The 12,201-nt window shown below is 67.9% G+C and carries 14 protein-coding genes; 12 read left to right on the forward strand and 2 right to left on the reverse strand.

The window, feature by feature from the left end:
* The first annotated feature begins 159 nt into the window (after nucleotides 1-159).
* The 4 genes from OG205_RS40310 to coaD all read left to right on the forward strand — a co-directional run bounded on the left by OG205_RS40310 (nucleotide 160) and on the right by coaD (nucleotide 5,851).
* The gene (locus OG205_RS40310; protein ID WP_330273057.1) at nucleotides 160-3,537 is read left to right on the forward strand and encodes a pyruvate carboxylase; all 3,378 of its coding nucleotides are present in this window, start codon (nucleotides 160-162) and stop codon (nucleotides 3,535-3,537) included.
* A 124-nt stretch (nucleotides 3,538-3,661) separates the two neighbouring features.
* The gene (locus tag OG205_RS40315) at nucleotides 3,662-4,735 is read left to right on the forward strand and encodes an MBL fold metallo-hydrolase (RefSeq protein WP_330273058.1); all 1,074 of its coding nucleotides are present in this window, start codon (nucleotides 3,662-3,664) and stop codon (nucleotides 4,733-4,735) included.
* Nucleotides 4,736-4,760: 25 nt separating this feature from the next.
* On the forward strand, nucleotides 4,761-5,315 hold the full coding sequence (rsmD, locus tag OG205_RS40320) for a 16S rRNA (guanine(966)-N(2))-methyltransferase RsmD (protein ID WP_330273059.1): 555 nt from the start codon (nucleotides 4,761-4,763) through the stop codon (nucleotides 5,313-5,315).
* Between the two features lie 53 nt (nucleotides 5,316-5,368).
* Complete coding sequence (coaD, locus tag OG205_RS40325) at nucleotides 5,369-5,851, forward strand: pantetheine-phosphate adenylyltransferase (protein ID WP_319977615.1); 483 nt, start codon at nucleotides 5,369-5,371, stop codon at nucleotides 5,849-5,851.
* Here the strand turns inward: coaD and OG205_RS40330 are convergent.
* Complete coding sequence (locus OG205_RS40330) at nucleotides 5,848-6,288, reverse strand: GNAT family N-acetyltransferase (RefSeq protein WP_330278331.1); 441 nt, start codon at nucleotides 6,286-6,288, stop codon at nucleotides 5,848-5,850. The genes coaD and OG205_RS40330 overlap by 4 nt on opposite strands.
* Nucleotides 6,289-6,409: 121 nt before the next feature.
* On the opposite strand from OG205_RS40330, the gene OG205_RS40335 reads away from it, so the two are divergent.
* The 8 genes from OG205_RS40335 to OG205_RS40370 all read left to right on the forward strand — a co-directional run bounded on the left by OG205_RS40335 (nucleotide 6,410) and on the right by OG205_RS40370 (nucleotide 11,596).
* Nucleotides 6,410-7,126, forward strand: coding sequence for a DivIVA domain-containing protein (locus OG205_RS40335; protein ID WP_330273060.1), 717 nt, complete (start codon nucleotides 6,410-6,412; stop codon nucleotides 7,124-7,126).
* A gap of 147 nt (nucleotides 7,127-7,273) precedes the next feature.
* Nucleotides 7,274-7,855, forward strand: coding sequence for a YceD family protein (locus tag OG205_RS40340; RefSeq protein ID WP_330273061.1), 582 nt, complete (start codon nucleotides 7,274-7,276; stop codon nucleotides 7,853-7,855).
* A gap of 2 nt (nucleotides 7,856-7,857) precedes the next feature.
* Entirely contained in the window at nucleotides 7,858-8,040 is a 183-nt protein-coding gene (gene rpmF, locus OG205_RS40345) for a 50S ribosomal protein L32 (RefSeq protein ID WP_030467958.1), read from the forward strand.
* Between the two features lie 16 nt (nucleotides 8,041-8,056).
* Nucleotides 8,057-8,860, forward strand: coding sequence for a ribonuclease III (gene rnc, locus OG205_RS40350; RefSeq protein ID WP_330278332.1), 804 nt, complete (start codon nucleotides 8,057-8,059; stop codon nucleotides 8,858-8,860).
* Between the two features lie 8 nt (nucleotides 8,861-8,868).
* Nucleotides 8,869-9,069 (forward strand): hypothetical protein, encoded by a 201-nt coding sequence (locus OG205_RS40355; protein ID WP_330273062.1) that lies wholly within the window; start codon nucleotides 8,869-8,871, stop codon nucleotides 9,067-9,069.
* A gap of 1 nt (nucleotide 9,070) precedes the next feature.
* Nucleotides 9,071-9,928, forward strand: coding sequence for a bifunctional DNA-formamidopyrimidine glycosylase/DNA-(apurinic or apyrimidinic site) lyase (gene mutM, locus OG205_RS40360; protein ID WP_330273063.1), 858 nt, complete (start codon nucleotides 9,071-9,073; stop codon nucleotides 9,926-9,928).
* A gap of 238 nt (nucleotides 9,929-10,166) precedes the next feature.
* On the forward strand, nucleotides 10,167-10,493 hold the full coding sequence (locus OG205_RS40365; protein WP_089917641.1) for a PadR family transcriptional regulator: 327 nt from the start codon (nucleotides 10,167-10,169) through the stop codon (nucleotides 10,491-10,493).
* On the forward strand, nucleotides 10,490-11,596 hold the full coding sequence (locus tag OG205_RS40370; RefSeq protein WP_330273064.1) for a DUF1700 domain-containing protein: 1,107 nt from the start codon (nucleotides 10,490-10,492) through the stop codon (nucleotides 11,594-11,596). The genes OG205_RS40365 and OG205_RS40370 overlap by 4 nt, the downstream gene beginning before the upstream one ends.
* A gap of 34 nt (nucleotides 11,597-11,630) precedes the next feature.
* Here the strand turns inward: OG205_RS40370 and OG205_RS40375 are convergent, their stop codons facing one another.
* Nucleotides 11,631-12,071, reverse strand: a complete 441-nt coding sequence (locus OG205_RS40375) for a MarR family winged helix-turn-helix transcriptional regulator (protein WP_319977601.1) — start codon at nucleotides 12,069-12,071, stop codon at nucleotides 11,631-11,633.
* Nucleotides 12,072-12,201 lie beyond the last annotated feature (130 nt).

Raw genomic sequence — 12,201 nt, forward strand, 5'->3', positions numbered from 1 at the left:
GGGTGGTGGGTATCCACTTTGCTCTCATCACGCGAGAATTGGTGTGAGCAAGACCGATCAGGATGACACCCATCACGTGGGACAGTCCTCCCAACAGGCAAGAGTCGCACGGTAACGTGCCACGACTGATGACTGCCGAGTAACACCGGGAGGGCACGGATGTTCCGCAAGGTTCTTGTCGCCAACCGCGGCGAGATCGCGATTCGCGCGTTCCGCGCCGCCTACGAACTGGGCGCGGGAACGGTCGCCGTCTTCCCGCACGAGGACCGGAACTCGCTGCACCGGTTGAAAGCGGACGAGTCGTACGAGATCGGTGAGCCCGGACATCCCGTCCGCGCCTACCTCTCCGTCGAGGAGATCATCAAGGCCGCCCGCAAGGCCGGCGCCGACGCGATCTACCCCGGTTACGGCTTCCTGTCGGAGAACCCGGAACTCGCGATGGCGTGCCGTGAGGCAGGTCTCACCTTCGTCGGCCCCGTGGCCGAGGTTCTGGAGCTGACGGGCAACAAGGCGCGCGCCATCGCCGCCGCTCGCGAGGCCGGGCTGCCGGTCCTGGAGTCGAGCCCGCCGTCCTCCGACATCGACGCGCTGCTCGAAGCGTCGAAGACGATGCGCTTCCCGGTCTTCGTGAAGGCAGTCGCCGGTGGTGGTGGCCGCGGCATGCGCAAGGTCGACGAACCGGCCGCGCTGCGCGAGTCCCTCGAGGCCGCGTCCCGCGAGGCGGAGTCCGCGTTCGGCGACCCGACCGTGTTCCTCGAACAGGCCGTGGTCGAACCGCGTCACATCGAGGTCCAGATCCTCGCCGACGGCCAGGGCAACGTGATCCACCTCTTCGAGCGCGACTGCTCCGTGCAGCGGCGCCACCAGAAGGTCATCGAGATCGCGCCCGCGCCGAACCTCGCTCCCGAGCTGCGCGACCGCATCTGCGCCGACGCGGTGAAGTTCGCGAGGCACATCGGCTACCGCAACGCCGGCACCGTCGAGTTCCTGCTCGACCCGCAGGGCCACTACGTCTTCATCGAGATGAACCCGCGCATCCAGGTCGAGCACACGGTCACCGAAGAGGTCACCGACGTCGACCTGGTGCAGTCGCAGATGCGCATCGCGTCCGGCGAGACGCTCGACGACCTGGGCCTGTCCCAGGAGACCGTGCAGCTGCGCGGCGCGGCGCTGCAGTGCCGCATCACCACGGAGGACCCCGCCAACGGGTTCCGCCCGGACACCGGCACGATCAGCGCCTACCGCTCGCCCGGTGGTTCCGGCATCCGCCTCGACGGTGGCACGGCGGGCGCCGGCATGGCCATCAGCCCACACTTCGACTCGATGCTCGTGAAGCTCACGTGCCGCGGCCGCACCTTCGAACTCGCCGTCGCCCGTGCGCGCCGTGCGATCGCGGAGTTCCGCATCCGTGGTGTGTCCACGAACATCCCGTTCATCCAGGCCGTGCTGGACGACCCGGACTTCTACGAGGGCCGCGTCACCACGTCGTTCATCGAGAAGCGCCCGCACCTGCTGACGGCGCGCCACTCGGCCGACCGCGGCACGCGGCTGCTGACCTACCTCGCGGACGTCACGGTCAACCACCCGAACGGCACCCGCCCGACCGCGGTCGACCCGCGCGAGAAGCTGCCGGTCATCGACCTGAACGCCGAGCCGCCCCCCGGCTCCAAGCAGAAGCTGGTCGAGCTCGGCCCCGAGGGCTTCGCGCGGTGGATGCGCGAGAGCAAGGCCGTCGGCGTCACCGACACGACGTTCCGCGACGCCCACCAGTCGCTGCTCGCCACCCGAGTGCGCACCAAGGACCTGCTCGCCGTCGCACCGCACGTCGCGCGCATGACGCCGGAGCTGCTGTCCCTGGAGTGCTGGGGCGGCGCGACCTACGACGTGGCGCTGCGGTTCCTCGCGGAGGACCCGTGGGAGCGCCTCGCGTCGTTGCGCGAAGCGGTGCCGAACATCAACCTGCAGATGCTGCTGCGCGGCCGCAACACGGTCGGCTACACGCCGTACCCCGAGGCGGTCACCAAGGCGTTCGTGCAGGAGGCGACGAACACCGGCATCGACATCTTCCGGATCTTCGACGCGCTGAACGACGTCGAGCAGATGCGCCCGGCGATCGAGGCCGTGCGCGAGACCGGGACGGCGATCGCCGAGGTCGCGCTCTGCTACACGAGCGATCTGTCCAATCCGGACGAACGTCTGTACACACTGGACTACTACCTCAAGCTGGCAGAGCAGATCGTCGGCGCCGGCGCCCACGTGCTGTGCGTCAAGGACATGGCCGGCCTGCTGCGGGCACCCGCCGCGTCGCGCCTGATCACCGCGTTGCGCAAGGAGTTCGACCTCCCGGTCCACCTCCACACGCACGACACGGCCGGTGGCCAGCTCGCGACCTACCTGGCCGCGATCCAGGCGGGCGTGGACGCGATCGACGGCGCGACCGCGTCGATGGCGGGCACGACGTCGCAGCCGCCGCTGTCGTCGATCGTGGCGCTGACCGACCACACCGAGCACTCCACGGGGCTGAACCTCCAGAACGTCTGCGACCTGGAGCCGTACTGGGAGTCCGTGCGCAAGATCTACGCGCCGTTCGAGTCCGGCATCCCCGGTCCGACCGGCCGCGTCTACCACCACGAGATCCCCGGTGGTCAGCTCTCGAACCTGCGCACCCAGGCCGTCGCTCTCGGTCTCGGTGAGAAGTTCGAGGAGATCGAGTCGATGTACGCGGCCGCCGACCGCATGCTCGGCCACCTCGTGAAGGTGACGCCGTCGTCCAAGGTCGTCGGTGACCTCGCGCTGCACCTCGTGGGCGCGGGCGTCGCACCGAAGGACTTCGAGGCGGACCCCGGCAAGTTCGACATCCCGGCGTCGGTGATCGGCTTCCTGCACGGCGAGCTGGGCGACCCGCCTGGGGGCTGGCCGGAGCCGTTCCGCAGCAAGGCCCTCGAAGGTCGCCCCGCCCCGAAGCCGGTCGAGGAGCTGTCCGCCGAGGACGAGGCCGGTCTCGCCGACGACCGGCGGGCGACGTTGAACAGGCTGCTGTTCCCGGGGCCCACCAAGGAGTTCCGCACGCACCGCGACGCCTACGGCGACACGTCTGTGTTGCGCTCCAAGGACTTCTTCTACGGCCTGCGTCCCGGCGAGGAGTACTCCGTCGACCTGGAGCCGGGCGTCCGGCTGCTGATCGGCCTGGAGGCGATCTCCGAGGCCGACGCGCGGGGCATCCGCACGGTCATGGCGACCATGAACGGCCAGCTGCGGCCGATCCAGGTCCGCGACCGTTCGGTGGACGCCGACATCCCGGCCGCCGAGAAGGCCGACCGCTCGAACCCGAACCACGTGGCGGCCCCGTTCGCCGGCGTGGTGACGGCGGCGGTGGCCGAGGGCGACCGCGTCGACGCCGGCCAGACCGTCGCGACGATCGAGGCCATGAAGATGGAGGCCGCGATCACCGCCCCGAAGGCAGGTGTCGTTCAGCGCCTGGCGTTGCGCGGCGCCCAGCAGGTCGAGGGCGGCGACCTCCTGATCATCCTGGAGTAACCCGTCTCGTGAAGGGCCCGGTCTCGTCGAGGCCGGGCCCTTTCGCTGTGCGGGACACGCGGAACTCCACGACGATTCCCTGCGTTGCACCGGGCACGGGAGTCAGGGGAAGAGGGTTTCGCACATGAAGAAGGCGTTGGCCGGACTGCTCGGCCTGGCGGGCGTGGCGTGGGCGCTGAAGGACGTGCCCCGGCAGCTCGGCGGGAAGCCGGATCCGGTCCACATGTCGCGCTCGCCGCGTTTCCGCGACGGGAAGTTCCACAACGACAAGGAAGTCCGCACGGTCCCGGACCGGGACTCGTTCTCGATCAGCGACTTCGTGCGCGGTGGACAGGACCGCAGGCCGGCGGTGGCGGTGCCGCTGGTGGGACCCGCCACGCCGGTCACCGACGGACTGCACGTCACCTGGTACGGCCACGCGTCCGCGCTGATCGAGGTCGACGGCGCCGCCGTGCTCCTCGATCCTGTGTGGAGTGACCGCGTCTCGCCGTCCGCTCACCTCGGCCCGAAGCGGCTGCATCCGGTTCCGCATCAGTTGTCTGATTTGCCTGATGTGAGTGCGGTCGTCATCTCGCACGACCACTACGACCACCTCGACATGGAGACCGTGCGGGCGCTGACCGCGGGAACGTCCGCGGTGTTCGTGGTGCCGCTCGGGCTCGGCGCCCACCTGGCCCGCTGGGACGTGCCCGCCGACCGTGTCGTGGAACTGGACTGGGACGAGTCGCACACCGTCAACGGGTTCACGCTCACTTGCACTGCGGCACAACACTTCTCCGGCCGTTCGGTGCAGCGCAACGTGACGCTGTGGGCGTCCTGGGTCATCAAGCGCGGTGAGCGTGCCGTGTTCTACAGCGGCGACACCGGCTACTTCCCGGGCTACGCGGCCATCGGCGCGGAGCACGGGCCGTTCGACGTGGTGCTGATGCAGGTCGGCGCGTACAACGACGCGTGGGCGGACATCCACATGACGCCGGAGGAAGGCGTTCAGGCGTTCAAGGACCTCGGTGGCGAGCTGCTGATCCCGGTGCACTGGGCGACGTTCAACCTCGCGCTGCACCCGTGGGGCGAGCCGATCGACCGCGTGTGGCGGGAGATCAAGGCCGGCGGGCTGAAGCTTGCGGTGCCGAGGCCCGGCGAACGGGTGGACGTCGACAAGCCGGCCGAGGTCGACGGCTGGTGGCAGGCGCTCGCCTGAGAGGCGCACCTGGGACGATGGACCGGTGACACGAATTGTTGCCGGGACCGCGGGAGGCCGCAGGCTCAAGGTCCCGCCCAAGGGCACGCGCCCCACGTCCGACCGCGTGCGGGAGGCGTTGTTCAGCTCTCTCGAAGCGATGATCGACCTCGACGGCGCGCAGGTGCTCGACCTGTACGCCGGGTCGGGGGCGCTCGGCTTCGAGGCGCTCAGCAGGGGTGCGGCGCACGCGACGTTCGTCGAGTCGGACAAGCGGGCCGCCGACGTCCTCAAGGGCAACGCCAAGGAGCTCGGGTTCGCGAACACGGTCGTCGTGAATCGCACAGCCGAGGCGTACGTCACGGCTGAGGGCGAGAAGTTCGACGTCGTGTTCGCCGACCCGCCGTACGCCGTGGGCGACGACGAGCTCGCCAAAGTGCTCCGCGGGATCGTGCCCAGGCTCACCGAGGACGCCATCTTGATCGTGGAACGTGCTTCGCGAAGCGGCGAACCAGCGTGGCCCGAAGAAGTGGAATCCTTGCGCGCCAAGCGTTACGGGGACACGGCCGTGTACTGGGCGCAGGTGCGTACTGATGGGTGACGAGAACCACGGACACGCCTGGAGGCGTCCGATCGGGTGCTAACGTCCGGCGCATGACGCGTGCCGTGTACCCCGGCTCCTACGACCCGGTAACCAACGGTCACCTGGACATCATCGGGAGAGCCGCGCACCTCTTCGAAGAGGTTGTCGTCGCCGTGCTCATCAACAAGAACAAGCGCACCTTGTTCGACGTCGAAGAGCGCCAGGAGATGCTGATCGAGGTCACGGCGCAGTGGGACAACGTGCGCGTGGACTCGTGGCACGGGCTGTTGGTCGACTACTGCCGCGAGAACAACATCAAGGCCATCGTGAAGGGCCTGCGCGCGGTCAGCGACTACGACTACGAGCTGCAGATGGCGCAGATGAACCACCAGCTCACCGGTGTCGACACGCTGTTCATGCAGGCCAGCCCGCAGTACTCCTACCTGGCGTCCTCGCTGGTCAAGGAGGTCGCGACGTACGGTGGCGACGTCTCGACGCTGCTGCCGGCGTCCATCGAGCAGCGGCTGCAGCAGCGCCTCGCCGAGACTCGTTAGAGCGCGAGCTTCATCCCCACGTGTGACGCGGTGAACCCGAGTCGTTCGTAGAACCGGTGCGCGTCCACGCGTGACGCGTCCGTCGTCAGCTGCACCAGACCACAACCGCGTGCGCGCGCCTCGTCGATCGCCCACCTCATCAGGTGCTCGCCGAGGCCGTTGCCGCGTTGGTCGGAACGCACCCGCACGGCCTCGACGGTCGCGCGGGTCATGCCCAGGCGCGACAGGCCGGACGTGAACGTCAGCTGCAGCGTGCCCACGACCTCGTCACCGTCGACCGCCACTGCCAGGTACTGGTGCGGGTCGGCGTCGATCACCTCGAACGCCTTCAGATAGGCCGGGTCGCCCGGCGTCTCGCGCCGCGCGCCGAGCGGGTCGTCCGCCAGCATCGCCACGATCGGGTGGACGTCGGCGGCGACGGCACGCCTGATTGTGATCTTCACGTTTTCCCCCGGCTGGATGTGGGCAAATCCTGACACGCCCTGCCGATCTCCCTCTCCCCGGGAGATCGGCAGGGCACACTTGTGGGTGGGAGTCACAGGGGTTAGGGAGTGAGACGTGTACCGGGTGTTCGAGGCACTCGACGAGCTCGTCACGATCGTCGAGGAAGCGCGCGGAGTACCGATGACCTCGGGCTGCGTGGTGCCACGCGGCGACGTGCTCGAACTGCTCGACGACGTGCGTGACGCGATCCCTGCCGAACTCGACGACGCGCAGGACGTGCTGGACCACCGCGACGAGGTCGTCGGCAAGGCCAAGCACGAGGCCGAGTCGGGTGTGTCCAAGGCACGCGCCGACGCGGATCGCATGCTCGCCGAGGCGCAGGCCGAAGCGGAGGCGATGCTGTCCGACGCGCGCGCCCGCGCCGAGCGGATGATCGCCGAGGCGGAAGATCAGGCCGAACGGACCGTGTCCGCCGGCCGCCAGGAGTACGACGACCTGGTGGGCCGCTCGCACGCCGAGGCAGAGCGCATGATCCAGGCGGGCCGCGCGAACTACGAGCGCGCCACCGAGGACGGCCGCGCCGAGCAGGCGAGGCTCGTCAACGAGCAGGAGGTCGTCCGGGCGGCGCACGCCGAGTCGGCGCGACTGCTCGACGGCGCCCAGAGCGAGTCGATCCGGCTGCGGTCGGAGTGCGACGCGTACGTGGACGGCAAGCTCGCGGACTTCGAGGACCTCCTCGCGCACACGCTCAGGTCGGTCGGCAAGGGCCGTTCGCACCTGCGCGGACCGGCCGTCGCGGGCGCCGCGGCGCCTTTCGACTACGGTTCCTGACGAATCAGCGGCTCGGAGCGCACCTGAACGTGTGATTCGTGCTACGTCGGACAGGTGCGATCACCTGCCGATTTCACGCGCGGGGGCGTCGTCCCGTACCCTGGACCGGCTGGACGTGGTAGGTCCCCGCCGGCAAAACCCGAAATCATGAACAAGCATCGTCACGCGTCCACGCGTCCCACAGCATCCAGTCCCTGGGTCATCGACACCAGGGACATCGGCCGTCGCGCCGGTCTGAGCCGACCCTTCTCGAGGTCGGTCCCCGGTGAAGGTGTGGGGCTGCTCGGGGTGATCGCGGTGCCCGAGAGCGGGGAAGTTGAGCTCGACCTCCTGATCGAATCGGTCGTGGAGGGCCTGCTCGTGTCGGGGACAGCGTCCGCGAAGGTCGAAGGCGAGTGCTCGAGGTGTCTCGAGTCGCTCACCGATGCGGTTGAAGTCCGGATCACGGAGCTCTACGCGTGGCCGGACAGCACCACGGACGAGACCACTGATGAATACGAGGTCAGCCGGATCGTCGACGATCTGATCGACCTCGAGCCTGTGGTGCGGGACGCCATCGTTCTCGCGCTGCCGCAGGCACCGCTCTGCGAGCCGGACTGCAAGGGGCTTTGCTCCGAGTGTGGTGGCAGGTGGGCGGAGCTCGGGCCCGACCACGGGCATGAGACGATTGACCCTCGTTGGGCCGCGTTGCAAGAGCGGTTCAGCGATGACAACTCGGAGGAGAAGTAGTCGTGGCCGTCCCGAAGCGGAAAATGTCGCGTTCGAACACCCGTGCGCGCCGTTCCCAGTGGAAGACGTCTGCCGTGCACCTGGTGGCGTGCTCCAACAAGGCTTGCCGCCAGCCGAAGCCGCAGCACGTCGCCTGCCCGGCCTGTGGTCAGTACGCTGGCCGCCAGGTCGCTCAGCCGGCCTGATCTCCTCGGCGACGTAGTGGGGGGAAAGCCGCCGCGCGCACCGCAAGCGGACCGCGCGGACCTGCTCGAAGCGCTCGGCGTCCACCTGGACGCCGAGCTGCTCGTGCTGTCGCTCACCCACAGGTCTTACGCGTACGAGAACGGCGGCTTGCCGCCGAACGAGCGTCTCGAGTTCCTGGGAGACGTGGTACTGGGGCTGGTCGTCACCGACCACCTCTACCGCACTCATCCCGACCTTCCAGAAGGTCAGCTCGCGAAGCTCCGTGCCAGCGTGGTCAACATGCACGCGCTGGCCGGCGTCGCGCGCAACCTGAGTGAGGGCGGGCTCGGTGCACACCTGTTGCTCGGTCGTGGCGAAGAACTGACCGGGGGCAGGGACAAGGCGAGCATTCTCGCTGACGGTCTCGAGGCCGTCATCGGTGCGGTGTACCTGCAGTTCGGTATCGATACCGCACGAACGTTCGTTCACCGGCTGTTCGATCCGCTCTTGGCCAAAGCTCCGCTCTTGGGTGCTGGACTGGACTGGAAGACAAGCCTGCAGGAGCTCACCGCTCAAGCCAGTCTCGGCGTCCCGGAGTACCGCGTGGACGACCAGGGGCCGGACCACCGCAAGGAGTTCACCGCCACGGTGCTCGTCGGTGGCCAGCCCTACGGCAAGGGTGATGGGCGCACCAAGAAGGAAGCCGAGCAGAAAGCCGCCGAAGCGGCTTATCATGTTCTGTCGGAACGGGCCAAGGCCGAGCAGGAGTCGGTCAGGGCCAAGAACGGACAGAATGGCGCCTCGGTGACGCCAGGGATCTCCCCAACCGAGGAAGACTGAGACCGCAAATGTATGCGACCAGGAACCGCACGAACCGCCGCACGCGCACCAATCACGGCCCGGTGAACGCCTCCCGCAGCGGAGGAATCCAGGGACTTGTGCTGGTCAGGGACACGAGCCGCGCGGGTGTGTGGGTGCTCAAGCCCACCAAGCCGCAGGCCACCATGATCGAGGCCATGCCCGTCGACGAGGGCAAGTCCGAAGCCTGACGTGCCCGAACTCCCAGAGGTCGAGGTAGTACGCCTCGGCCTCGAAGCCCACGTCGCCGGCCGGGTCATCTCCTCGGTAGAGGTGTTGCACCCACGCGCCATCCGCCGGCACGACCTGGGTTCCTTGGACTTCTGCGCGCGCTTGGTCTCGCAACCGATGGTGGCAGCCAAGCGCCGCGGCAAGTACCTCTGGGTCGAACTGGCCGACAAGGCCGCCATGCTCGCGCACCTGGGCATGAGCGGCCAAATGCTCGTCCAACCCTCGTCGGCCCCCGACGAGAGGCATCTGCGCGTCCGTTTCACGTTCGACGACGGCGGACCCGAACTCCGTTTCGTTGACCAACGCACCTTCGGCGGCCTCGCTCTGGCCGAGTTGGTCGAGGTCGACGGCACCCTGGTCCCCGACTCCGTCGCGCACATCGCTCGCGACCCCATGGATCCCTTGTTCTCCCGTGATGCTGCCGTGCGCGCGTTGCGCCTGCGTCACACCGAGGTCAAGCGCGCTTTGCTGGACCAGACCCTCGTGTCCGGTATCGGCAACATCTACGCCGACGAGGCCCTGTGGCGCGCGAAGCTGCACGGCACCCGGATGACGGACAAGCTGGCCAAGGTCAAAGCTGCTGAGCTGCTGGACCACGCCACCGACGTGATGCGTGAGGCGCTCGGCCAGGGCGGGACCTCGTTCGACGCCCTGTACGTCAACATCAACGGGCAGTCCGGGTACTTCGACCGCTCGCTCAGTGCTTACGGCCAGGAGAACCGGCCCTGCAAACGGTGTGGCGCCGCGATCGTGCGCGAGCCGTTCATGAACCGCTCCTCGTACTCGTGCCCGCGTTGCCAGCCTCGCCCCAGGGCTTGAGGCTTTCTTTCCCCTGCTCGCGCCCCCGGTGACAACCGGCGCACGCGCCTGAGCGTCCTGTAGTCACACCCTTGTTCGGCGTCTCAAATCTCGAAGCCGTAACGCGCGTTAGACAGTACTGCGCACTGCGTAGTAGCCTCCATAACGCAACAGTGCTGACTCTCCGGAAAGACGGGGTTCGTTTGGCGGCCGAAATGGGCTTCGCCGATTTCGACCACCAAGCCGAGGCGGAGGGGCGATGGACACCAGTCAACTGCTCAAAGGGGTGCTGGACCTGGCCGTGCTTGCGGTTCTGCGCAAGGACGACGGGTACGGGTACGACGTGGTGCGCAGACTGCGCGCCGGGGGACTGAACGAAGTGGGTGACGCGTCGGTGTACGGCACGCTGCGGCGGCTCTACAACGCGGGGATGCTGACCTCGTACGTGGTGCCGAGCGAAGAAGGCCCGCACCGCAAGTACTACAGCATCAACGAGACCGGGCGGGCGCGCCTGGCTGAGTCGAGGGAGACGTGGAGGTCGTTCGCCAGCACGCTGGACGGCCTGCTCGAGGAGGTCGCAGCATGAACACCCAAGCGCTCGGTGTCGAGCACTACCTGGCCGGGATGCGCGCCGCCCTCGACGACCTGCCGCCCAACGAGGTCGCCGAGATCATGGAGGACGTCGAGGCGCACGTCGCCGAACTGTCCACGGAACTCGGTGAGGACGAGACGCTGGAGCGGCGGCTCGGGTCTCCTGACCAGTACGCGCAGGAACTGCGGCAGGCGGCCGGGTATCCGCCGAAGACCGAGCGGTTGCCGGTCACCACGAAGGGCGGCTGGCTGACCAGGCCTCGGGTCGCCGCGTGGGGGCTCGTCGCCGCCACCGGTATCACGCTGCTGGCGGGGACAGCGGCGTTGCGGCAGTCGGCGATTCTGCTGCTGCCCGCGGTGATCCTGGTGCTCAGCTTCGCTCTGGTGCACGACCGCGGGCCGCTCCAGCAGGAGATCATGAACCTGCCGGAGACCCACCGGCTGAAGAAGTGGCTGACGCCGGAGCAGGGGACGCCGGCGGAACGGGCGCTCACCTACCTGAAGTCGCTGCAGCCCGCGTGGTGGTTGATCCGGGCCTGTCTGATCGGGCTTGGGGCGGTGCTGCTCGCCAGTCGCGACATCCTCGGATTCCTGGCGCTCGCCGCGGTCGCGGTGGTGTCGGTGTTCGCCGGGCCGCGCGCCAAGATCGACCGGCGGTGGCTGTGGTTCAGCCTGCCCGCGTCGGCGCTCGCGGTGGGACTGCTCTTCCAGGTGATCGACGTGACGGCGAACCAGTTGGCGTACGGCTCGTCATCGCGCTCGTCCTACCCGCAGCCGATGGTCGAGACGTACCAGAACATCTACGCGTACGACGAGAACGGCAAGTTGCTCACGAACGTGCTGTTGTACGACCAGGACGGCCAGCCCATCAACGCGCCGCGAAGCTACAACAGCTGCAATGACCCCGGTAACGGGCCTGAGCCGGTGATTCCGGCTAACCGCTATCCGCGGGCGAAGATCGACTACCAAAACGGTGTTTGTTACACGGTGGCACCGAGCGTGTCCGCTCCGTCATCAACGGACAGTGTGCCGCCGTCGAGTTCTGGAAGCGCACCTTCGAGCTCGGTGCCACCCACTTCCGTGTCACCCAGCAAGTAATCGTAGGAGCGGGGCCCGTCGGGGGGTCCCGCTCCTACTTGTTCTGCTGTGGTTCGGCCAGGCCCCGCAAAACCGGCATGGCCGACCGTAGGTGTTCTCTGTCTTCTGGCGAAAGTTCGGACATTCTTTCACTCAATAGTTCGGCTTCGCCGTGAGCGAGCGACAGGATCGTCTCGCGGCCGACTTCGGTGAGCACGACTATCGTTGCTCTGCCGTCGGCGGCATCTGGCTCGCGACGGACGAGGCCGGTGGACTCCAGGCTGGTCACGACGGTTGTGGCGGTCGGCTGCGAACACAAGGCGCGCACCGCGATCTCGCCGATCCGCATCGGGCCGTGGGCGCTCAGTTCTGACAGCACCAATAACTGGGTGGGTTGCAAACGGCGGGCCGGAGCGGCCTGCCGAAGACTTCGCACCAGCCGGTGCACGGCCACCACGAGTTGAAGTGCCTCGTGGTTGGTGACGGTGGTGGGCATCGTTTCTCCGCGCGCATGTGATTGTCCGAATTCGGACACGAACCCTGGCACTTTCCCTCATTCACGCTCCGCGCGCTATCCGCCAACTGCCGATAACCCATTCGGCCGTTGTGGTGACGCGGGGTGTCAC

It is taken from the genome of Lentzea sp. NBC_00516, from assembly GCF_036346835.1.
Taxonomy (GTDB): domain Bacteria; phylum Actinomycetota; class Actinomycetes; order Mycobacteriales; family Pseudonocardiaceae; genus Lentzea; species Lentzea sokolovensis.

Excerpts from the sequence above, each read along its gene's own strand:
- OG205_RS40310 (WP_330273057.1), top strand. The coding sequence starts at position 160 with ATGTTCCGCAAGGTTCTTGTCGCCAACCGCGGCGAGATCGCGATTCGC.
- OG205_RS40315 (WP_330273058.1), top strand. The coding sequence starts at position 3,662 with ATGAAGAAGGCGTTGGCCGGACTGCTCGGCCTGGCGGGCGTGGCGTGG.
- coaD (WP_319977615.1), top strand. The coding sequence starts at position 5,369 with ATGACGCGTGCCGTGTACCCCGGCTCCTACGACCCGGTAACCAACGGT.
- OG205_RS40340 (WP_330273061.1), top strand. The coding sequence starts at position 7,274 with ATGAACAAGCATCGTCACGCGTCCACGCGTCCCACAGCATCCAGTCCC.
- OG205_RS40355 (WP_330273062.1), top strand. The coding sequence starts at position 8,869 with ATGTATGCGACCAGGAACCGCACGAACCGCCGCACGCGCACCAATCAC.
- OG205_RS40365 (WP_089917641.1), top strand. The coding sequence starts at position 10,167 with ATGGACACCAGTCAACTGCTCAAAGGGGTGCTGGACCTGGCCGTGCTT.
- OG205_RS40370 (WP_330273064.1), top strand. The coding sequence starts at position 10,490 with ATGAACACCCAAGCGCTCGGTGTCGAGCACTACCTGGCCGGGATGCGC.
- OG205_RS40375 (WP_319977601.1), bottom strand. The coding sequence starts at position 12,071 with ATGCCCACCACCGTCACCAACCACGAGGCACTTCAACTCGTGGTGGCC.